General features: G+C 60.1%; 23 protein-coding genes and 1 pseudogene. 9 read left to right on the top strand and 15 right to left on the bottom strand.

What is annotated here, in order from left to right; genetic code table 11:
* Nucleotides 1–14: 14 nt before the first annotated feature.
* Entirely contained in the window at nt 15–566 is a 552-nt protein-coding gene (locus ACYQR9_RS01720) for an inorganic diphosphatase (protein WP_461228484.1), read from the top strand.
* Nucleotides 567–742: 176 nt separating this feature from the next.
* Here the strand turns inward: ACYQR9_RS01720 and ACYQR9_RS01715 are convergent, their stop codons facing one another.
* Nucleotides 743–2,263 (bottom strand): sensor domain-containing diguanylate cyclase, encoded by a 1,521-nt coding sequence (locus ACYQR9_RS01715; protein ID WP_461229708.1) that lies wholly within the window; start codon nt 2,261–2,263, stop codon nt 743–745.
* Nucleotides 2,264–2,558: 295 nt separating this feature from the next.
* On the opposite strand from ACYQR9_RS01715, the gene ACYQR9_RS01710 reads away from it, so the two are divergent.
* On the top strand, nt 2,559–2,717 hold the full coding sequence (locus ACYQR9_RS01710) for a DUF4113 domain-containing protein (protein ID WP_461228483.1): 159 nt from the start codon (nt 2,559–2,561) through the stop codon (nt 2,715–2,717).
* 222 nt (nt 2,718–2,939) lie between these two features.
* On the opposite strand, the gene ACYQR9_RS01705 is transcribed toward ACYQR9_RS01710, so the two are convergent.
* From ACYQR9_RS01705 to ACYQR9_RS01695, 3 genes are all read right to left on the bottom strand, one after another.
* The gene (locus ACYQR9_RS01705) at nt 2,940–3,536 is read right to left on the bottom strand and encodes a hypothetical protein (RefSeq protein ID WP_461228482.1); all 597 of its coding nucleotides are present in this window, start codon (nt 3,534–3,536) and stop codon (nt 2,940–2,942) included.
* A 374-nt stretch (nt 3,537–3,910) separates the two neighbouring features.
* Complete coding sequence (locus ACYQR9_RS01700; RefSeq protein WP_461228481.1) at nt 3,911–5,023, bottom strand: FAD-binding domain-containing protein; 1,113 nt, start codon at nt 5,021–5,023, stop codon at nt 3,911–3,913.
* A 243-nt stretch (nt 5,024–5,266) separates the two neighbouring features.
* Nucleotides 5,267–5,491, bottom strand: a complete 225-nt coding sequence (locus ACYQR9_RS01695; RefSeq protein ID WP_207412344.1) for a hypothetical protein — start codon at nt 5,489–5,491, stop codon at nt 5,267–5,269.
* Nucleotides 5,492–5,714: 223 nt separating this feature from the next.
* On the opposite strand from ACYQR9_RS01695, the pseudogene ACYQR9_RS01690 reads away from it, so the two are divergent.
* The 3 genes and pseudogenes from ACYQR9_RS01690 to ACYQR9_RS01680 all read left to right on the top strand — a co-directional run.
* A pseudogene (locus tag ACYQR9_RS01690) lies at nt 5,715–5,804 on the top strand (thermonuclease family protein); the annotation flags it as partial.
* A gap of 552 nt (nt 5,805–6,356) precedes the next feature.
* The gene (locus tag ACYQR9_RS01685) at nt 6,357–6,878 is read left to right on the top strand and encodes a phospholipase A2 family protein (RefSeq protein ID WP_461225264.1); all 522 of its coding nucleotides are present in this window, start codon (nt 6,357–6,359) and stop codon (nt 6,876–6,878) included.
* A gap of 1,031 nt (nt 6,879–7,909) precedes the next feature.
* Nucleotides 7,910–8,410: a hypothetical protein gene (locus ACYQR9_RS01680; RefSeq protein ID WP_207412345.1), complete on the top strand. Its 501-nt coding sequence runs from the start codon at nt 7,910–7,912 to the stop codon at nt 8,408–8,410.
* Between the two features lie 184 nt (nt 8,411–8,594).
* On the opposite strand, the gene ACYQR9_RS01675 is transcribed toward ACYQR9_RS01680, so the two are convergent.
* A complete protein-coding gene (locus tag ACYQR9_RS01675; RefSeq protein WP_200930133.1) occupies nt 8,595–8,768 on the bottom strand; it encodes a hypothetical protein in 174 nt (57 codons plus the stop codon).
* 554 nt (nt 8,769–9,322) lie between these two features.
* Here ACYQR9_RS01675 and ACYQR9_RS01670 point away from each other — a divergent pair.
* Nucleotides 9,323–9,856 carry a Ros/MucR family transcriptional regulator gene (locus ACYQR9_RS01670; protein WP_056434705.1) on the top strand — a complete coding sequence of 178 codons (534 nt, stop codon included), beginning with the start codon at nt 9,323–9,325 and terminating at the stop codon, nt 9,854–9,856.
* Between the two features lie 259 nt (nt 9,857–10,115).
* Here ACYQR9_RS01670 and ACYQR9_RS01665 read toward each other — a convergent pair whose 3' ends face one another.
* The 4 genes from ACYQR9_RS01665 to ACYQR9_RS01650 all read right to left on the bottom strand — a co-directional run bounded on the left by ACYQR9_RS01665 (nt 10,116) and on the right by ACYQR9_RS01650 (nt 11,740).
* On the bottom strand, nt 10,116–10,319 hold the full coding sequence (locus ACYQR9_RS01665; protein ID WP_461228480.1) for a hypothetical protein: 204 nt from the start codon (nt 10,317–10,319) through the stop codon (nt 10,116–10,118).
* Nucleotides 10,320–10,498: 179 nt separating this feature from the next.
* Complete coding sequence (locus ACYQR9_RS01660; RefSeq protein WP_461222219.1) at nt 10,499–10,819, bottom strand: hypothetical protein; 321 nt, start codon at nt 10,817–10,819, stop codon at nt 10,499–10,501.
* 74 nt (nt 10,820–10,893) lie between these two features.
* Complete coding sequence (locus ACYQR9_RS01655; RefSeq protein WP_461228479.1) at nt 10,894–11,127, bottom strand: hypothetical protein; 234 nt, start codon at nt 11,125–11,127, stop codon at nt 10,894–10,896.
* A 370-nt stretch (nt 11,128–11,497) separates the two neighbouring features.
* Nucleotides 11,498–11,740, bottom strand: a complete 243-nt coding sequence (locus ACYQR9_RS01650) for a DUF6894 family protein (RefSeq protein WP_461228478.1) — start codon at nt 11,738–11,740, stop codon at nt 11,498–11,500.
* A gap of 239 nt (nt 11,741–11,979) precedes the next feature.
* Here ACYQR9_RS01650 and ACYQR9_RS01645 point away from each other — a divergent pair, with 239 nt between their 5' ends.
* A complete protein-coding gene (locus ACYQR9_RS01645) occupies nt 11,980–12,204 on the top strand; it encodes a hypothetical protein (RefSeq protein WP_461228477.1) in 225 nt (74 codons plus the stop codon).
* Nucleotides 12,205–12,613: 409 nt separating this feature from the next.
* Here the strand turns inward: ACYQR9_RS01645 and ACYQR9_RS01640 are convergent, their stop codons facing one another.
* The gene (locus ACYQR9_RS01640) at nt 12,614–12,862 is read right to left on the bottom strand and encodes a DUF6894 family protein (RefSeq protein ID WP_056434693.1); all 249 of its coding nucleotides are present in this window, start codon (nt 12,860–12,862) and stop codon (nt 12,614–12,616) included.
* Between the two features lie 97 nt (nt 12,863–12,959).
* On the opposite strand from ACYQR9_RS01640, the gene ACYQR9_RS01635 reads away from it, so the two are divergent.
* On the top strand, nt 12,960–13,415 hold the full coding sequence (locus tag ACYQR9_RS01635) for a LexA family protein (protein WP_461228476.1): 456 nt from the start codon (nt 12,960–12,962) through the stop codon (nt 13,413–13,415).
* Entirely contained in the window at nt 13,412–14,704 is a 1,293-nt protein-coding gene (locus ACYQR9_RS01630) for a Y-family DNA polymerase (protein WP_461228475.1), read from the top strand. Before ACYQR9_RS01635 ends, ACYQR9_RS01630 begins: the two co-directional genes overlap by 4 nt.
* 157 nt (nt 14,705–14,861) lie before the next feature.
* On the opposite strand, the gene ACYQR9_RS01625 is transcribed toward ACYQR9_RS01630, so the two are convergent.
* The 5 genes from ACYQR9_RS01625 to ACYQR9_RS01605 all read right to left on the bottom strand — a co-directional run bounded on the left by ACYQR9_RS01625 (nt 14,862) and on the right by ACYQR9_RS01605 (nt 20,907).
* The gene (locus ACYQR9_RS01625) at nt 14,862–15,635 is read right to left on the bottom strand and encodes a GGDEF domain-containing protein (RefSeq protein ID WP_461228474.1); all 774 of its coding nucleotides are present in this window, start codon (nt 15,633–15,635) and stop codon (nt 14,862–14,864) included.
* 325 nt (nt 15,636–15,960) lie between these two features.
* Nucleotides 15,961–16,170: a hypothetical protein gene (locus ACYQR9_RS01620; RefSeq protein WP_461228473.1), complete on the bottom strand. Its 210-nt coding sequence runs from the start codon at nt 16,168–16,170 to the stop codon at nt 15,961–15,963.
* A 1,458-nt stretch (nt 16,171–17,628) separates the two neighbouring features.
* Nucleotides 17,629–18,183 (bottom strand): DUF2059 domain-containing protein, encoded by a 555-nt coding sequence (locus ACYQR9_RS01615; RefSeq protein WP_244478073.1) that lies wholly within the window; start codon nt 18,181–18,183, stop codon nt 17,629–17,631.
* A gap of 434 nt (nt 18,184–18,617) precedes the next feature.
* Nucleotides 18,618–18,803 carry a hypothetical protein gene (locus ACYQR9_RS01610; RefSeq protein WP_461228472.1) on the bottom strand — a complete coding sequence of 62 codons (186 nt, stop codon included), beginning with the start codon at nt 18,801–18,803 and terminating at the stop codon, nt 18,618–18,620.
* A gap of 973 nt (nt 18,804–19,776) precedes the next feature.
* On the bottom strand, nt 19,777–20,907 hold the full coding sequence (locus ACYQR9_RS01605; RefSeq protein ID WP_461228471.1) for a M20 family metallopeptidase: 1,131 nt from the start codon (nt 20,905–20,907) through the stop codon (nt 19,777–19,779).
* Nucleotides 20,908–21,113 lie beyond the last annotated feature (206 nt).

Here is a 21,113-nt window from a genome sequence, read left to right as displayed (position 1 = left end):
CGGAGCCCCCGACAATGTCGCAAGCCCCACCGTACCTAACCCGCTTGCCCACCTTCGGTGAAGCAGGGAGCGTCCACGTCCTCATTGAGACGCCAAAGGGCAGCCCAAATAAGTACGCCTACTCCGAAGTGTTCGGGACCTTCGAATTCAAGATGGTCCTGCCTGAAGGCATGAGCTTCCCTTACGACTTTGGGATGATCCCATCCACTAAGGGTGCTGACGGCGATCCGCTGGATATCCTTCTCCTCTTGGACGCATCAGTTTTTCCTGGATGCTTGTTAGAGGCGCGTTTGCTCGGCGTCATTGAGGCTGAACAGCAAGAGCACGACGGGACGTGGGAGCGCAACGACCGGTTGGTTGGCGTGGCGGTGAAGGCTCGGACGCACGCGCATATCAACTCGCTTGCTGATTTGCGCCCTGGCATGCTGGACGAGGTTGAGGCCTTCTTCGCCCAGTACAACCAAATCGCCGGTAGGGCTTTTAAGGTAATCCAGCGTGGTGACGCCGAGGCGGCGCATGCTATTGTACTCCAAGGCACAAAAGCCTTCGAGCGGTCGCAGGAATGACCACTGCGATCACTTCAGTCGGTCAACCGGAGCTTGCCCATCGCATGACCGGCAAAGAAAGTCGGAAGGATGCCCTTCCTAATCCGAGAATAGTAGTAGGCGTGCAAATGCCCATGGGCTGTAGCCATTGTGATGCCTTCATCATATCCCTCTGCACCTTGCGGGGCTTGGTCTGATCAGCGTCCCACAAGGCGCAAGGATGGCTTCTCGACGGACTGGATGGTGATAGATGGTGCGCAGCGGGTTTGATTGCGTCCGCCTGCTTTGGCTTCATACAACGCGGCATCCGCGCGGGCGTACAGGCTGCGCGCATCGGCAGTGCCGGTAGCACTGCCGATGCTGACTGTTATGCCGCCAGGGCCGATCCCTGCAGCCTCGACCGCCAAGGTCGCTATCTGGGTATGCACCGCCTCGGCAACGCGTAGGGCGCCGGCCGTGTCGGTGTCAGGTAGTAGGAGGACGAACTCCTCTCCGCCGACCCGGCAGACCAAGTCGGAGGGACGGTGCACACTTGCCGCAAGGCAGCGGGCCAAACCCTTCAGCACCTCGTCCCCGACCGTGTGGCCGTAGCGGTCGTTGAAACGCTTAAAATGGTCGGCATCAATCATAAGCAGTGAGAGCGGTTTGCCAGAACGGGCAACCTGTGCGCATGCACGGCTGAATGCCTCATCGAAGCGCCGCCGATTGGCTAAGCCTGTCAGGGTATCGGTCTCCGATAGCCGAGCGAGTTCCGCCTGCATCTGGGTACGGCTACGCAGCTCTCTCCCAAACAGCAGCGATAACGCGACGGTCAGGCCGCAAAGGATCAGTACGACCGTGCCGATGCCGAGGGCTTTGGCCCGCCATTCTGCCTCCACCTCGCGCGTCGAAAGGGCGACGTTGAGGATCAGGGGCAAGTCGCCGACCTGAGTGAAGGTGTAATAGCGTTCGACGCCGTCTCGGACCGAAATGTCTACGAATGAACCGTTGCGCGCACTTGCGAACCGCATGAAGGTTGGCGCACCGGCAATATTCACACCGATGTCCGCCGCCTCGTAGGGATAGCGCATCACCCGCGTGCCGTCGCGCAGATAGAGATTGATCGCACCTTCGCGGCCGAGACCGATCTGATCGAATAGGCGGGTGAAGTAAGTGAGCTTCAGGCTCCCGAGCACGACCCCTCCGAATGAGCCGTCGGGCTTGGAAACGCGCCGACTGAACGGCAGCATGGGTTCGCCGGTCAGCCGCGAGACAATGGGCTTGCCGATGTAGAGCCCTCGGTCAGCCCGGAGCCGTTGGGCTTGGAAGTACTCCCGATCAGCGTAGCTGCCTTTGCGCGGCGGTACAGCGCCTGCGTCTTCGACAACGTCGCCGCGTTCATTGATCACAAGCATCACGCCCATGTCGCGGGCCATCGACGCTCGATCAAACAGGATGAGTTGGCGCATCGCGGGGCTGACTGCGTCGATGCCCGGCGCGTGGAGGTTCTCGACAACTGCGCTGATCGAAAGGTCAAAGATCTCGACGTTACGGGCAATGTCGCGTTCGATGACCTGAAGCAGGTTGTGCGACGTCTGCTCAGCCTTGTCCCAGGCGTCGCGGCGTAGGTCGATCAGCATCAAACTCGAGACGACGAGCATACCGACTGGCGCCAGGACACTCAGTGCGGTCCAAGTCCGAGCGGACCGGAATACCATCGATAGCTTTTGAAGCCCCATCGTCGTCAAGCTATTCCAAGCGTGGGTTTTGTGCTCTGGTATCTAGGGCATCAAACCTGATCGGAGACTTACCGCAGGTCCCTTCCGCCATCATTCATCACATCGTACCTAACGCCGCGTTCAGGCGTGGGAATGCCCGGGTGCTGATCAAGGCAGCGACAGCGGGCGTGCGGCGGATCTGGAAGGCGGGCTATCGATATTCGAAGCAGGGGTCATCACCGTCGATCTTGTGCCCCTAGCAGCCTCACAGCGGGCACTGTTCGACGGTCTCGACCGCGAGCGAGGTGGGGCACTGATGGATGCTCTCGACGCCTGCAACCGCCGCTGGGGGCGCGGGGCGGCTGTGCCCGGCACGGCGGGCTTTGGGGCACAGCGAACGTGGTCTACGCGTTTCGACATGCGCTCGCCGCGCTACACCACCCAGATTGCCGACATCCCGCTCGTGGGGGCGTAGATGCCGGACCAGACGCATGAAGTGTTGTCAAAGAGGCGGTAGTACCGTGTGGATTATGCCGGTGCACTCTCAGTCTTTAGATCTAAAAATAAAGGCGGCTCGTGGGCCGCCTTATCGATCAAATGGCTCCATGACTTATTGAGCAGTACCTGTCCATTGAGGGTCAAAGACCGCGCCATATCTCTAACATTTTTAAGGCGAAATCAACTCTCAATAAAGCAACTACGCTTTACCAAACCGAGCAAAGACGAGTTCAAACGTATCACGCTCGTCAAACCCCGATACGATATCCTGATAGGAAAAGCAGGAGGGCTTCCCCAAGACCCGGCGACCGGAGGCATTAGTTATCAATGAAAACTTATCCTCCAGAAATCCGGGTTTAAACAGTTCCTCGCCTTTGGCGAAATCGTTCATCAGATACAGGGCCCACTTGGCTGAGATCGAATTACGCTTGGCGATGCGAATCGCATCGCTTAAATGGCAGAAGAACTTTAGCAGGGCCAAGTTGCAGCGGCCGGTTGCTCGAATGTCCTTTTTCCACGCTACTCCTTGCATGAGCAGACTGTTCCAGTTGATGTCGTATTCGTTGATGGCATCGCCCTTGATGATCGCGACTAACTGATTGGTCATCGCGTTCATTGCGCCTGGGTATATTTTCACTTGCCTACCAGCAGGCTTGAGATGGTGAAAAAGTGCCACCAGAGCGATAGCTGCCGGCGTATCCGTATCATCGTCGAGAACGCAGAACTCGCCTGTGGCCAGATAACTCAATGCCTTTTCTTCACTGGTAACAATAGTCAGCGGTCTAATGGTTTTCATTTTGTAGCCTCGGGTTTTGATGCTCTGCCCGTTTTTAACAAGCATCATGAGCAAGTGCGCGATTGCGAACCTGCTGTTGTTTACCTGAGGTCTTGGGGGCGAATTCGAAAGCAAAAGAGAGGCAGCATGGCGGGTCGGGGGGCGCTATTGGAATTTGCAGCCTAACTTCTCTTCAGCTGGTCGTCGGAGTAGTGCTGTTCAGCCTACTTCGAGGCATGCGACTTACATGAAGCGTGGCGCACAAGAGGTTTGTGGTCTCCGCCAGCGTTGAAGGTCAGCGGCAACGCCGTCACCATGTCGAATGGATTTGTGAGACGCCCCTTTCCCCAGCCAGAAAGGCGAGCGCCGCGGGATCTCGCCAAACGTTCTGCAAATCAGCTCGGTATGAGCTGAGGGATCGCCTTCCTCAGCCGGGAGTAGCCGCGGGTGGCCAACGGCCACGCCTTCTCATCCCAAGCCCGCCGCACGCGTAGGCAACCCTCTGGCAGCACCATCGCCGATGGTCCGACCGGGGCCCAAGCGGTCACAACCGGCAGGCTGGCGGCCCAGTCCTTTTCGATCAGGGATGCCGGGCATCCGAAATGGACCTCGGCTCGCGCCAGGGCATCCGCCATCGCGGCTTCATCCGCGGCCTTGACCCGGTCTGAGGCGCTCTCGGCATGGGCAACGAGCCCACCGATACGGACGACCCGCGCGGTGCCAAGGCAGAGGCTCTCCGGGTGCAGGTCGTCGAGGTGCAGGAGGAGCGCGACCTCGCTGTTGGGCATGGCATCGACCAGCGGCAACGGCATTTCTCGGGGCGGCATCGGCTCGTCGAGGGCGTCGGGGTACTCATCGAGGCCGACCGGGTCGAAGCGTCCATCAGTATAGCGACGGATATTCTCGGCGCGGGCAACGTAGTGCTTGCCCCGGGTGTGTAGGCCGGCGACCCAGCGCCAGGAGAGCGTATTGCTCGCCGGATCGCCATCGACGAGGTGGCGCATGAAGAATTCGGCACCGAGGGCCCAGGGCAGGCGCAGGGTGAAGATCCAGTTCGAGGCGAACCACATGCGCGCATGGTTGTGGAGCCACCCTGTCTCTACGAGTTCGAGGGCCCAGGCATCAAAGCAGTCGATGCTGCTCCGCCCCTCAATCGCAGCCTCATAGGTCCGCCGCAGGCCAGGCTCGACGGCGAGACGCTCATGACCCTCGGCGGCCAGCGCAAGGTACCCCGTCCAGGCGGCAAAATGGGTTTCCAAATGCCCCTTGAAGTAGGTCCGCCAGAATACCTCGCTGACGAACTTCTCGGCGCCCTCATCGCCGAAAGCAGCGACGGCCGCACCCACAACCTCGGCCTCGGTGATCAGGCGTCGGCGGAGATAGGGCGAAAGCGTCGAGGTGGTTGGCCGTGCTTCGGGACCCAGGTCGAAATTGCGAGCCCCGGCATACTCGGCTCCCTCATGTTCGAGAAAGGCAGCGAGACGGTCGAGCCCGGCGGCGCGGGTCATAGGGAAAATGCGATCCATGACCATGAGCTAGCGCGTGGCGAGGGAAAGCCGATGCGACCGATTTTTCGAGGGTTTGGGGGCACCCGTATCACCGCAGCGCCCCTGATAGCTTCACAGGCGGCTAAGGCCACCCCCGGGACGCCAAGATGAGGATAGTCGCGACCGGGGCGCGGAAGGACCCTGCAGAATCAGGATCGCATCGCGGCCGGCCTGGTGCTGGGACAGGCCGCCCGGGAAGCCGTCCTAACGGGCCGTGGCTTCAGCGTCGGCAACGAGGCGCCGGGTCGTGGGGGCACGCGGGGTCAGGGACGGCGTGGTCGTCAGCTCGGAAGCCGGACGAACCGATGCTGTGACGCGAGCCTGTTCACGGTAGAGGGTCGGCGTGAGGTTAACGCGATCCTCAGCCATTGCCGTACCGGTCAGGGTGATGGCGGCGAAAGCGGCAAGAACGATTTTATGGACGGTCATGGTACTAATCCCTCTGGTGTTTCGGGGCCTGCGCCCCGTCTGATGAGAGGGATATGCGCTGCAGTGCACCATCATTCAAACAGATTGGATCGATAGTCGATATTGATGAAATCGATGTACCTTCATGCCCTCTTCCTTGCCTTGTCACTGGCTCCCGCATTCGCAGCCGAGCCCATCGCCGGCCGGGCCTCGGTGATCGACGGCGACACCCTCGATATCGGCAGACCGGACCCGGATCAGCGAGAAGGACGGCGAGCGCATGTTCTGCTCTGAAGACGAAGCGAAAGCGGCTGGGTGGCGGGCGCCGCGGTAATACCAAAAGCACTGATTGAGGCCGGCATAGATCCGGAGAAGATTTCAGCCATAATGGATGAGATACGCCAGAAAATGTTTGCGGCGACTAATCGCCGTTTCTGAGAAGTTTTATGACTGAGTAGGTTACCGCCTCCCTTGGCCTCATCTCCGAAGGCCCGCTGTTTCCGATCCCCTGCTCCTGCTCGTCCTGGCGTCCGAGAGCGCCGAGGTCGTGCTGGGTATTCGTGTGCGCCTCCTGCAAAATACCTTCGCCCTACGAAGTTACGGGGAACGGTTTTACGGTCTCCACCGTACCTAGGCGGCTGAAGGTCAGGCCCAGACAACGAGACCTTCGCGTACTTCGAATGCCCCCACACTGAGGTGTGAGTGCGTCGTGGGTAACCCATGGCCGACGCGCGAGCGGCTTCGCCGATCATACGTGGGAAAGCGGTTGCAAGGGCTCGGTGAACGGGGGGGCGTCTCACCCTCCCGCGTCACCTCCTAGGAGGCATATTTGAGAACCATAGGCGCGATCATCCTGTCCCTCACCTTGCTCCTGGCACAAGACGCCATGGCGCAAACCCTGTCGCAGGATCAGGCCGTGGAGAGTATCGATGACGTAAGGCCGGGGCCGCCTCCGCCGCTCCCGGACCTGTCGGATCCGAACTCTCGCACCGGAGAGGCACTCGCCGAGCCAGATGCGCGCTCCGGCATCCCGAAGGTCCTGCGAGGATCGGCCAGCAAAGCCGGTGGACCCGCCAACGAACTCAACCCGAGCGGGACTCACGAGGATGAGACTCCCGCGAAGGGCGATCTTGCTAACGTCATCGCGGGTAAGGATCTGTTCCATGGCAATTATTGCGGCTCGGGCCAGCGTGGCGCGGATCTTCCGCCGACTGACGCCCTAGATGCCGCCTGTCAGCGCCATGACGCATGCTACGATATGGCCGGACATCGCTCGTGCGCTTGTGACAAGAAGCTGAGGCGCGAGGCGACTGCGGTTTCGGAAAGACCAGACGTCACGCTAGAAATACGTCGCCGAGCCTTGAGCGTTGTCGGGGCTGCGGATGCCATGAGCTGCCAGGCTCCCTGAGGGTAAGCTCCATTAGGGGAGGTCCAGCTGTCACATCCTGGTCTGGCATATCGACGTGATCGTCTGTTGCCGGAACACGGCACCCCGCATCACCAAGCTGAGGGTCGTGCGGCAAGCCTCGATCATCCCGCCGGTACGGGCGACCAGGTTAAGCCGGTTCGGCTGGGCTGCGCATCAGACCCCGGAGGGCTCTGAACGGAAGCATCAACATCGTCACACAGGCGCCCAGCGCCAGGACAACGAAGACCGACAGGATTGCCGTCAGGATTTTGATCATAGGCGTGCTCACTCCGGCGTACAGCGGCATAGGCTCCGCAGTGCGTTGTAGATACGATCGACCCAAAGGTCGGCGAGAGTGTGTGCAGTTCTACGTTCCCGTTAGGATTGATCGCTGCTCGCCATACCGTTTTCTCGGATGTCGCTACTAAATGACTTCAGCCGCCTCTACGGTCCGCTCTGCATCTCAAAACCTGACATCACAGGGCACACAGGCCATATGTTCGAGATGGTTAATTCAACGCTAACCCGCGTCGGCGACGCCCACGGCCTGCTCAATCCCTGGGAGGCCCGCCATTTCCGACGCTCTTCTTTTGCTCACCCTAGCGACCGAGAACGCCGAGCTACGCGCCCAGCTCGCGGAGGTTCAGGAGCAGTGCGTCGAGCTGGCAGTGGATGCGGGCGAGCTTCACGCCGAGGTGGAACGGCTACAGTGGCGGCTTGCCGTAGCCGAGCGCGACCGCGACAGGTGGCAGGCGCGGGCCGCGCCCTGCTGAGCCGTTTGGGAAAGGCCGGCTGTCCGACCTACGCTACTTGGGTTGAGCGGCACACGTGATCTGCGCAAGCAGCAGGATGGGGAAGTCGCGCATCTGATGCTGAGAGATATATGAGCAACACCGAGCAGTTGGTTCTTCCAAAGTATAATTAGACAATTTTATCGCGCTTGACGGTTATAAAAAATTTAGGGAGTGCTCCCGGCTCGGCATGCGAGAGGCCGAAACGATGTGCTTAGGTTGATTGTAAGGAATCATAAGGTGGATCAGATCGAAAAGATCATGCGTGATCTCACCAGGGATTTCGAAGTCGAGCGGCAGGCATCCGATACGAAGCAGATTTCTGCGCCTTCACTGGCCGGCATTCTGCGGGTCATTGGCTCGACGGACAGGCAAACCACTGACTCCCCCCCTAATCATCACGCCACCCCACAGGATTGGTCGGACCTGATTGATAGGGTCAGGGACGCTGCGCATCGGGTAAGGGAGGCTGAAGCCGAAACTCAGGAGCAGGAGATCCGCGTTCGTGAGCTTCTAGACCGGGTTCGTGAGGATATGACGGCCGCGCATGAGCGCATCAGAGCAGCCGAGAGCCATGCCAAGGATATTCAAACCCGGTCCGATGCGTTGCTGAAAGCCGCCGATGCGCGCGTTAGAGAAGCGGAAGAGCGGGCTCGCACAGCAGAAGCGTGGCTGTCGAAGATCTCAATGACGATCGCCGAGGAATTCTCTTCCAAAGACGAAAAGCGCCTCACGGCCTAAATTTTATTCGCGTGAGGAACGGATGGCTTTCCTCAGAAGCTGCCAATCAGCATATCCGGTGCATCGGTTCCAGCTTCAGGAACTGTCCGATTGGGACGCAGTAAGTCGGTGACCATGATCCGGAGGTTCGAAAGTTCGAGCCTCCCATGCTCATTGTCGCGGGTTCGTTCGTTGGTATCGGGACCTAGTTCCCATCTTCCTCCGCCATCACTGCCTCGACGGCAGCAATCGCATTCTCCAACTCGGCGACGCGCTTCAGCACACTATCGGCTGGCATAGTGTCGTGATCCGCAGCGGCGACGATCAGAACGTGCTGATGGGCCTTCAGACGGTCAAGGAGAGCGACAAGCTTGGACATGACGCTGGCCGTATCCTGCCCCGGCAATCACGGCAACAATTTCCACCAGATCGTTGAATTATTGCTCCTCCTCAAGGGGGCGGTCGCGTCTCCGTCTGATTCACACGCTCGCGTCGGCCATCGGCCCGCTTGATCCAAACCTCAGTAGCGTCGAGGGCGAGCTCTGGCCCATGGGCGTAATCCCACCTCCAGCTCGGGTCTGCGGTTGGCCCCATCTCAGATCGACACCCTCTCGAAGGACCAGGCGCAGGCGGAATTCCCCCTCATGCTTGCGAACCAATAGGACCCTGAGGGTTTCCGAAGAAGCGATCCAAGCTTCCGAAGCCCCCAGATCCGTGAAAAGGCAGGGTGCATAGTCATCCGTCATGATCTCGCGCCAGGGCGGGAGTTCGTGCGTCATCGATGGCCTATTGCTTCTCATTCCAGGTCGGCGCGGCTGGCTTCGAAGAGCGTTTATATCACCTATCTATTTCTCTATCCGATAATAATGCTATTGAGAACGCCTCGAAACATTGCTCTATGGGGGTTCCACGGCTCCTCTTGAGAACAGCGATATGACAGATCAGACTCCCGAACTGCCGACCAGCCATATCGAGCTTACGGCTGACATCGTCGCCGCCTACGTCTCCAACAACTCGGTTCCGGTAGGATCATTGGCCGACTTGCTGAGCAGCGTGCACGCCGCCATCAGCGGCCTTACCAGCGGTGGATCTAGCGCGCCGGAGGTGGACAAGATCGAGAAGGCGACGCCGGCACAGATCAAGAAGTCGATCACGCCAGACCACCTCATCAGCTTCGAGGATGGCAAGCCCTACAAGACGCTGCGCCGGCATCTAACGCTCCGCGGGCTGAGCCCTGAGGCTTACCGTGCGAAGCATGGCCTACACGCCGACTATCCCATGACCTCCGCAAGCTACTCGGCGCAGCGCTCGGAGCTTGCTCGGTCCCTTGGCCTTGGGCAGCAGCGCAAGGGTGCAGCCAACGCGAAGATAGCCGCTCCAGAAAAGGCCGTCGTTGAAGAGGCCGCTCCGGCCCCTGAGAAGCCCAAGAAGGCCGGGCGGCCACGCAAGGCTGCTGTCGCTGCCTGACGAGCCTTGAAGGGCGCCGGGCGCATGCTAGGCCCTACCCGCGGTTGGACAGAGGAAAGCGGGAGAAGGTCGAACTGCATCGAGAATAGCAGCTACCCGAAAAGCTAACGGCCACGGACACCGAGCCAAGGTGCGCGTACATCCGGCGTCACCCTGTCCCGGCATCGTGGCCGTCTCCGATCAAGCGACGTGGGTCGCGATCGGCCTAGCCCTCATGTGGGGATCATATGGTTAACGATCAATGAGCATGCCTAATCCGCTACTCCTTAGCTTCGGCCTTTGCGTCGCCCTCGGCAAGGATGCTTTGTAGATCGCCTTTGAGCGCGTCGAACTGCTCGGCGGTCGCCACGATCTTGAAGTTGGTCCCGTTCTCGGCTTCCACCGCGAGCTTGATGTGGTCGCCAACCTTCGCCGCGAAAGCGGGTTTCAGGGTGTAGCTAGTGGCATTGTCATTCGCTGCCACGAGGGTCGCCTTGTTCGGCAGCAGCCAACGCCGAGAACGGCGCGAGGGGGATGCGACAGAACCTCTCGCTAGCATCCATGAGAGGGCCTGCTGTTGGTGTGCTCGAGGCTACGCCCCTATTTGGGTCGCCGAGTATCCGAATTGGCTGCGGCAATGGGCCGGACAACGAATGCGATGCTCTACGTCAACGATTTGAGGGGCATCTGAACGGTCGCTGCCATGGTGCCTTCGGCTCCCTCGACATCCCGCAACCCGGCCCAGACCTTCCAATCCTCCCAAGCCTCACGCATCTTGAGTGCCGCCTCGTCGGCAGAGCCAGCGTTTCCGCCTCGCCGGAACGGTGCCACACCAATATCGAGGTGCATCGCCCATGCCCACTGCTGGTCCGCCACAGGTTCGGCTTGAATACAATCGATCCTTCCGACGATCAGGGCCGCGCTGGTGACAATGTATGTCTCACGCGGCTCCTCCAGCATCAAATTGAAAGCTAGCTTTGCCATGGACTGTCACTGTGCGAGAGTTCGATCTGATCCGTGAGGCAACTCGGCGGAGGCTCGCCGGGTGGTCGGGCTCGTCAATCGCCGCCTTTGCCACCCGCTTGTGCTGGATCAATACGCCGGGGCTTCACTGCCCGAGCCTTGCGTGGCTCCTTCTTCGCAGCGCGCCCAGACGGATCGAACGGCACGACGCCACCGCCGCATCCGATACAAACGGACTTCGATAGACGGTCGGTGCGGGCGTCGCGGTCCTTGTCCTTCTTTGCCTGGCTGGCCGAATTCTCCACTTGCTGTTGGTGCATGGCCTCCATCCGCTTCTCCCGATCAGCGTCTGACACGCTTGATGACGGTTGGGACGAAGCGGTGCCAGTGGGCAGCCACAAGCATCCCACGGCAAAGGCCAGGATCGCAGAGCGCTTTAGCAGGGTCGTTCCGCACGGCATGGAGTCTTCCTTCCTCGCCTACCCCTACACCTCAATTAGAAATGCACCGAATGATGCGTTGGCAGCGAGCCGCCTTTCCCCAGGTCGGCCAAGATTGCTGAGGAAAAGGCATGTAACAACGTGTCGACCGGAATCTCAAACTTCGAAAATTTGTCATTTGATTAGTTTTTTTGATCGGTGGTTCGTACGTCCTGTTGTAAAATCAGTCTTATTGAGCAAATGCACCAAGGGGAGCGTGCTACCTCAGCAGCGAAAACCCCGAATAACTTAACGTAGCGGAGTAGACAGGACGACTATCCATATCTGTCACAAAGACGACAATCGACATGCGATCTCCATCTGCGGGGATTTCCTCGTATCCGATCGCGGGCAGGAGCTTCTGTGCTGCCCTACGCACCTCCGCCATCGTCTCCAAAATCACCCCCGTATCATCACGCTGGGCTTTGCCGTCGATGTGGAGATCAAAGAAGTAGCGGGGCATAGGCTCTCCCTGTTCGGTTTGCTAGGCCAACCGCGCATCTCCAGCTAGGGTTTCTGTCTGGGTTCATACAGAACTGCTTAGACCAGAAAGGGCCAAATTATGAGAAGTTCCTAATCTTGCCACAATTTGACATATGTGGCTGCGACCGTATTGGGTCGTCGATATCGTTTCTAATCAGCTAGCGAATCAGGCGGCGACTGCTGAGATTAGAATGCTCCCGCCATAGAAGGAGCAAAGCCGTGTCGGGCTCAGCTCAACTCCATCTTAGCGGTTTAGGTGATCGGCAATCGGCGGTTTACCGTGCCATCGTGGTAGCCAAGAGCGGGACAGTCGTGAACGCGATGCGGCTCGCAGCCGACAAGGAGGAGCGCGCCGTTCAGCAAGCTAAAGCGATGGTGGGTGATGAGACCGTCGAGCTTTGGGACGGCTTGCGCTTTATCGAGAGATTTTCGCCGGTTGATTGAGGCTGGCGCTAGTCGAAGTTCGGCCTTAGATCCGGCATTTTGCGGAGGATTTCCTTCGTTTCGCTCAGAAGGGCACGGCTTCGGGCGATCTCGGCTTTCATCTCCTACACCAGTCGAACCGAATGGCGGACGCGCTCGGGATCTGACAGAGGGATATACCTACTGCTCAGGTTAATAATTTGCGCCATTAACTTCCCATAACAGATTAAGAGCGAGGGCATATCGTGCCGATCGCTGGATTGCTGGGGGAAAAGCTCAAGGCTGAATTGCTGCATTGGCCTTTGATGCCCTGCATTTACTTGTGTTGGGTCTGCAAAGATTATCCGTGGCCCAAACAGAAACAGCAGCACCTGAGATGCCGGCGAGCCTTCAGTTTTTAAACTGACCCACTACCCCATCTCGCCTATTCTCACGCCGCCATCGGGACGTTGAGCACGTCCATAAATCCAAGGGTCATCACGTGCCGGCCGGCGCCATCGTGAACGTCGACGACCCAATCCGACCAGTCGAGATTGCGCCCGGTCAGCTCCATCACCCGCCAAGCCGCGCGCTCCGCGTGGTGCCAGAGCAGGCCGGTGTTCGGCAGCTTCACACCCGTCTCGTCGATGATCGCGGTGTGTCCGTCGGTGCAGTGAAATCGATATGTCTGGCGCGCCATCCACAGCTCTCCACAGGCTCGAATAGGCCGCATACGGCTAAGATTGACCTGGAACCGCCAGCCTGTTTGTTCTCTTTTCGTTCTAACGGAGAGGGCCATGGGCGTCTATCGAATCGACGAGCTGACGCCGGGCGGTACCGACGTTGTCCACATCCCCATCATGGGGCTGACACTCTGCGCTGGCTTTCCCTCGCCTGCTGACGATTTCCTCGAGGGCTCGCTCGAACTGCCGCGGTGGCTCGCACCGAACCCGCCGGCTACGTTCGCCTGGAACATCCCCGGAGATTCCATGCGCGGCGCCGGCATCTTCGACCGCGATCTTGCCGTCGTGGATCGGAGCCTCAAAGCTGTGCACGATAGCGTCGTGGTCGCTGCCATCGATGGCCAGATGTCGATCAAGCGTTTCCTCGTGGACGGGAACGTGGCGCGGCTCTCGTTCGAGAACCCGGACCTGCCGGCCTTCGCGGTTGAGGAGAGCGGCGAGGCCGAGATCTGGGGCGTCGTACGGTTTTCGATTCGCTGGCACATCGCCCGGGCCGGCCTGGTTCGATGAGCCGTGCCATCGCGCTGATCGACGGCAATAGCTTCTATTGCTCCTGCGAGCGGGTGTTCGACCCGAAGCTCGCCCGCGTCCCGGTGATCGTGCTGTCCAACAACGATGGCTGCGCGGTGGCCCGCACCGCCGAGGCCAAAGCGCTCGGGATCAAGATGGGCGAGCCCTGGTTCAAGATCCGCGACCTGTGCAAGCGCGAGGGCGTGCGGGCGTTCTCGTCGAACTACACGCTCTATGGCGACATGAGCGCCAGGGCGAACGCGGTCTATCGCGACTTCTCGCCGGCTGTGGAGATCTATTCCATCGATGAGAGCTTCCTCGATCTGTCGGACGTGCGCGAGGATCGGCGCGTCGAGCTCGCGCGTGACCTGCGTGCGACGGTGCGCGCCTGGACCGGCATTCCGACATGCGTGGGGATTGGGTCAACGAAGACGCTGGCCAAGCTCGCCAACCACATCGCCAAGACGATTCCGGATCTCGGCGGGGTGTGTGACCTCTCGGACGAGGACGAGCGGGCGGCTTGGCTCTGTCGCATCCACGTCGGCGAGGTCTGGGGGATCGGCCGGGCCTCGCTGGCGAAGCTAGAAGCCATGGGCGTCGATTCCATCGCCGATCTGCGCGACCTCGACCCGCGTCCGGTCCGTAAGGCGATGACGGTGGTTGGCGAGCGCATCATCCATGAGCTGCGCGGCGTGTGCTGCCTGCCGCTCGAACTGATGCCGGCCCAACGGAAGGGGTGTGCCGTGACGCGCTCGTTCTCCAGCCGGATCGAGGACCGAGCCACGATGGAGCAGGCGGTGTCCGCTCACGCGACCCGATTGGGTGAGAAACTGCGCCGGGGTGGGCTCGGCACGAACCACGTCTCGGTTTTCTACCACACCTCCGAGCACGACCGCGGCGACCCGATGCGCTCGGTCTCGACGACTGTCACGTTACCGGAGGCGACGAACGACACATTGGCGCTGATCAAAGCGGCGCTCGAGGGTGTGACCCGCACTTGGCGCGAGGCACCAGGCGACCGGCCGTGGCGCTACAGCAAGGCTGGCGTCATCACCACCGACCTCAAGCTGTTGGAGGAATCCCAGCGCGCCCTGATCGGCCAGCTCGACCGTGAGCGCAGCGCTCCGTTGATGGCCGCGATGGACGAGTGCAATCGGCGCTTTGGGCGCGGTGCCGTCGTGCCGGCCCGGGCGGGCCTGGAAACGAAGCGGACCTGGTCGACGAAGTTCGAGATGCGGAGCCCGCGCTACACGACACAGATATCAGAGCTGCCAACGGCGCATGCGTGAGAAGAGGCGACAATACCGATGATGCACACGGCATTTGGCCCATGCCCTTCCGCCTGCAGAGCACCAAGCGCTGTTCATCGGTACCACGTAATCTTGGAGCGGAGGCGCGCAAAACGCGATCAGATTTGATCGGAAGATTTCCAATCTTCACTACCGGTCAGCGGATTGACGCCAACTGCTTTTGATGCCCGTCGTCACTTGTAAAGTTTCTAGTGGGCGCGACCACGATGCGGTTACGGCCCGCCGCCTTGGCACGATAGAGTGCCTGATCTGCTTCAATGAATAGCGCCTGAAAGGGCTGATCTGGCGTGCGGGTTGCAACACCTGCTGAGATGGTAACCGATACGACGGCCGAGCCAGCATGGACGAGTGTTCGAGCTATGGTTTCCCGGAATTCGTCAAGTCGCTGAAGCAGGCTTCGTTCGTAGCAACCGTCGGTGATCAGCGCGAACTCTTCGCCTCCAAGTCGCCCAATTCGTCCAATGGCGCCGAGCTCGCGCTGCATAATTTCGGCTACGACACGAAGAACTTGATCGCCAACCAAATGGCCGTGATTATCGTTCACTGATTTAAAATGATCTATATCGACGATCATAAGTGCCATCAGCGTCGAGCGCTCCTCAACATCTTCGAGAAGGGCCCGCCGATTCAGCAGCCCAGTTAACGGGTCAGTCTGGCTTGCCCTGAAAAGTGCTAAGTGCGCTTTGCCGATAGCTCTAGTGACGGGAGCGGCAACGACGATTACAACTAAAACGGTGATGACCCAAGACCGAACTGCGGATGTCCAGCTCTGAAAAAATACAAGCTGCTGAACCACATCGAAGAGAAGCGCGACGCCAATGCAGAAGGCTGTCGTTCGGATCATATAAAATTGAAGATCACGCTTCGACGCAATGCGTAGCTTTTTAAGAGGGTTGCGGATAAGCGGCATGACATACATACACTTTGAAGCGGTACGGCGCTTACGCCTAAGGCGACAGGCTGAATCAATACCTCAGATTTAGCGTCAACGTTCAATTAATGTCCTCCCCGCTTGTCTGGTTTCTGGCGCCTCTCTAAAGGCGGTTCAGAAGCTCGATGACTGGCCTCACGTGGGATGGGGGTAGACTTACCGTGTCCTTCGTTCCGGTTTGAGAACGCAAACGAGTGGCGTGCCGCAATCCGTCCGGGCCAAACTTCTTTGCTTCAACTATCAAATCTTGGACTTGTCCGCTCGCTCAGCAGCAAGCGTTTTCACCATCAGTTCCCGGATAACCTTAGACCGGCTCAGCCAGAGCGGGCAGGCCCAGCCATTCCAACGCCGCGTCGAACGATCTGAAAAGACGCTGCCGGATCGTCCCGGCGTCCTCAAGCGGCGACACCCGCCAACTCCACTTGCCTTCCTCTCGCGCCAGATTGCCGACGACCTCGCCAGCCTGGATTAGGTGATGCTCGTCAGGTCCAATGCGGTAGAGGCTCAGGGACATGGCTTCCTGACCGGCACCTCGATCGTCACCAGCTTGCCCGAGATCGGATCGAAAACGGTGAGCGTCATGGTGGCCTCCGGGCGTAGTCCGAAAGATGCCGGGGGAATGGTTAACGAGGGCTTAAGCGCGTTCCTGAACGACCGGCGGCCGGACGTAATGCTGAGACGCTGAGATTGGGAAGTCGATTGGTAAAGGGGCGTTCGTAACGCTACCTCAGACCTCGGACGCGCTGCCAATCACTCAGGGCACGGCTTCGGGCATCGTAAAGCGCGCGAAGTCTGGTTCCCTCTTCCCCACGGCCCTCTGGTTGGGCCGAGATTGCATTGACCATCTCGTCACCAAAACGTGCCGCTAGCTCTGTGGCCCAGGCTTCGTCAGCGGCATAAAGGCGACTAGCTGTAACCGATAAGAAAGGGACGGGCCTCGGGCGTGCTTTCGCATTCATCATGCGCGCTGGTACGGCAGGCGGATCATCTAGGTTTCAAAAATGAATACAATATTTCAATCTAGTTATGGCATCGCTTGTGCCAACCAATCAAATTTGCAGGAAGCCCCGCCCAGGCCGACCCTTAGGGCAGGCGTTCCAGGCGGCGAGAACAAAAAGCCCGGCGCGCCATGACAGCGGCGGGGCTTGAGGAGAAAAATTAAGAGCCGGCTGCTACTGCACTGAACGGATGGTGACCGGATACGACGAAGAGTTGAAACACGCCGCCTACATCGCGGCACTTCACGGCTTTAAGGCATTAGCCGAGAGCCTCGGTGTTTCGAGGGAGAGTTTCGAGGTGATCTTGCGAGAGGTCGCCGCTGAAGGGACGACCTCGACTACCGGCACGTCTGAATCGCAACTCACCGCAATTCGCCGCCTTACCGTCAAGAGAGCGGCACGACAGTTTAAGGCGCCCTAGTCAAAACCAAAAACCACCCGCGGCGTGAGCCGGGCGGGTCAATAACCGTTCTTGCAGAAATTCATCTGTACGCCCCGATCGGGCCGTAAATAGCTAAGTCCCGTCCGAGTTACACTCGTTCTGAGCTTCCTCGTCCGCGCGCTTCGCTTTACGCAATGCTGCGCGAATTTTGGCTCGTCCTTCCTTAATTGCCTGGACTCGCGCGCTTCGCTTCAGCATCAGGTGAACGGACCGGTGGGGTTTGCTCAGTCATCGGCCTAATGCTTCCCGAAAGCAGTCGCGGCGATTGTCAAATGCCAAGGCCGCGACCGAGGTGAATCTTGTGAATTCACGGTGCTTTTCTATCAAGAAGACCGACCGCCGGAAAGGCATGGACCGAATCGAAAGAAAATACCCCGCTCCGGCTTTCGCCGGGCGGAGTCATATTGTGCTCTCGGGACGACCGGCACACGGGGTAGCGCGTCGGGTGGACCAGTGCCGCATGAAAAGCCCCCGCGCGGCCTCAGCCGACGGGTCATGATTACTCAGAGCACTATAGCCCTAACGAGAGCCATTATTTGGGCTTGTCGCCAGGCCCCCATCCCTTCGCTTTGATGATCTGCACGATCTTCGTCTGCATCTCGGGCATCAGGCCCTGCATCCACTGTGTCGTGCCGGCCATCTGAGCCTGAACTAGCTGGGGTTGTGCTGCGGCAAGGCGGCGGCCAGCCGGAGAGGCATAGAACGTCCCCACCGCCTGCAGATCCTCTTTGCTGAGGACACCTGCGAAGCTGCGTGCCTGGATATCGAGGAGCTCGTCGTAATGGGCCGTCAACATTGGAAGTACGGCCTCTTGAACGATGACCTGAGCCCGATCAGCTTCCTTGATTCCCATCTGCTGCATCATGCCGGCCATGGGGGCGGCCATTGAGGATAGCGTAGTCGCGCGATCCCCCTGCATCTGGGTCACGACCTCACGTGCCACCTTTAGCGTCGCCGGATCTTGTGCCGCCGTTGCAGCAGGCTTGGCCGCTGGCGCTGCTGCTTGGGCAAGCGCTTCCGATGCGAGCGGAATGCACAGGGAAAGGCCTGCGATTAGGGGGCCCAAACGGCCGATACGATTCTGCAAGAGGTTTCCTCCAGTTGTGGAACTGCAGAGGTAGGGCAATCCAAACGAAAAACCCGCCGCGGCGTCAGCCGGGCGGGCAAGGTCGGTCTCCAAGGCCAGAGGCTTGAGGCCATCTAGCATTCGATGCATTGTCACATTGCGGGAACGCGATGGCGTCGCGTTTCAGCAGCCCTTTTTGACGTTTCCTCCCTAGACTCGGGTCGCTCTTCGGGGCGGCCCTTCTTTTTGGGAGCCCCTCCCTAGCAGCATACCCCCTATGCGAAAAGTGGAATCCAGTACTTAGGTATTTGGGTCGCGGACACCATACGAAAAAACCCGCCGCAGCGTGAGCCGGGCGGGTCAGTTGTTCAGAGGAGCATAAGGGAGGACAAGCTCTCTCAGCGCCGTGCACGGGGTGTGCCGGGCGTTGGCGGAGGTCGCTGGCAGGCCGCTTCTTAGCAAAGCACCGGTCGAAGTCCTTCAGCCACCCAATGTAGGTCGGGCGACAAAGCGACCAATCCCGCGACGACGCCGACCGCATTTGCCCAGGCCAGCCCGATCCGGAACCGTGTCCATTTCGGCACGCCGACGCCAATGATGTTCGGTACCGCGACCAGCATGAAGTTGCCGAGCGCGATCACCTTCCGATAGTCGCCCTGAAGCTGGACAAGCGAGGCATTGAGGCTGGTGAGCTGCGCCCGATAGGTTCCGCGGTCCGCGGTGGAGGCCAGGGCCGTGCCCAGTCGGGCAACCTCTTTTCGCAGGGAGGCGAATATAGAGGCATTGGCAGTTAGGGTGACAGGGTTAGTCGCCAGATTTCTGATGCCGCTGGCGGTGCCTCCAAGGTCATTTGCGGCCCCACTCGCTTCACGGAGCTTCGTGGCAGTGTTCGATGCCTCCTGCCCAAACTACGCAGAGGCGACACGTGCGGCCTGAAGCAAGCTCGCCATACGCGCGGCGTTCTGCTGGGTACCGGCGGTGAAGGTATCGTTCTGGGACGTAGGGGCCGGTGAGGGGGAAGACGCTGGCGGGAGGATCGTCGGAGCAACCTGGCTCGCGAGTAGAGGAGTCGTCGGCGGAGACGCATCGCCACCACCTCCGCCCGCCGGTGGGCACGGAGACCTGGTGCCGAAACATGCGGCAGCGGCAGCCGACGCGGCGGCTTCTGTAATGGCGCAGGTGAAGGAACTAACGTTCTTCGTCGTGTCGCCGAGCCGCTTCCCAGCCTAGAAAAGCCGCGAGGTGCCGCGCGCCGCCTGGGACATGGAAGTGCCCATCCGGTTCGCCTGCGTCTGAGCGTCGGCTATCTAGTGGTCAATGTCTGACGGATTGTATCCGCCCTGAACGCCCGAGATGGGTGGGGACCTGTCCGACCGTTCTACGACCGGGTCGGGTGGATTTTTGCCCATCCGCTTTTCGAGGCCGTAGCCACAAGACCGGACTTTCACCTAGGCCAAGCTGTTCGATGGAGTTGCACCCGACCCAGTTATTCGCTGGCTTGCAGCGGTATTTTCGGAACGGACCTGGGCTGGCTCTTAGGCGCAGTGTGAAGCAACCGCGCAAGCGCTGACGTCAGGCCTGCCGGACGGCGGCAGCGGCGTCGGCCAATGCGCCTCATCCCGCGCGGTCGCAGCACATGCGGAGCATCAAGGCCCTGTAGATGGCCTGCGCCTCCTCGATCCGGTCGACGAGGCAGTACTCGTCCGTCTTATGGCACTGCGCCGGCTCGCCGGGTCCTACGATCACCGTGGCGACTCCGTCGAAGGCCGGCACAAGAGCCGACGCATCGGTGAAGTAGGGTGCCCCAGCTGGTTCCGCCGACGCCCCAGTCCGCTCGCGCAGCAGCGTCAGGAGCAGGGCGGCGGACGGATCGTCCGGCTCGGTAGCGAACCCAGGGAAGCTCGTGACAACCCGGATCTCAGCCTCCGGTCCGAACAGGCGGCTGAGTTCGGCGATCAGCGTTTCGTGCTTCTGCTCCGGCAGGGTCCGGATATCCACGGTGAACTCGACGAAGTCAGGGACGGAGTTGATGTTTTCTCCGCCGCGGATGGTGGTGACGCAGGCCGTGGCGCTGCCGAGCAGTGGGTGGCGGGCGCCGAACTCGTGGCCCTCAAGTCTCCGGATCCACTCCGCCGCCTTGCTGATGGCGTTTTCGCCCTCATGCGGCATTGAGGAATGCGCTGTCCTCCCGCGCGCGGTTACGATGACGCGGAGAGAGCCCTTATGGGCGAATATGGGGGCATTAGACGTCGGCTCGGCCACTATCAGGAGTTCGGCTGGCCCGAGGACTTTCTCACGGCCGACATGGAATGCGCCTTCACTTCCCGTCTCTTCTCCGGCGGTGATCACGAGCGTGACACCGCGGTGGAAGCTAAGCCCGTCCCCGATCAGGTTGCATGCAGCCGCGATGAACGCCGCTACGCCGGCCTTCATGTCGCTGGAACCGCGGCCGTACAACCGGCCATCTTGCACGACCCCTTCGAAGGGTGGGAATTGCCACTCGTTCGACCCAAGTGGCACGACGTCGATGTGCCCAGTGAAGCAGAGCGGCTTGCCACCGGCCGTCCCAGGGATGCGCGCGACCAGTGTTGGTCGGTCCTTGGCAAATTCGTAGCTGGCAACGTCGAACCCGTGTTCGGTCAGCAGCCGGGCAATGAACTCGGAACATTCCTTCTCATCGCCTGGAGGATTGATCGATCGGAACCGGATGAGCTGCTTCGAGAGTTCGAGACCGTTCAGGGGCATTGGTGCTTCCACATGAAGTTTCGCGTCGTTGCCGGCCGCAAGTTCGATGTACCCAGGTTAGACGATGAAGATCCTGCGTCTTCATCAAGAATGACCGCTATCGGGTAGGACCCAAGGCCGGTCGGGCGACCAGCAAGAGTCGCAAGTAGCTGGCCCGTTTCCGAGCAGGTAATTGGGCGATACTCGCAGCTCGTCTGAATTGACTT

The organism is Methylobacterium sp. CM6241 (genome assembly GCF_054817845.1).
The sequence above is the reverse complement of the archived record's forward strand: the minus strand, read 5'-3'. Positions and strand labels throughout refer to the sequence as shown.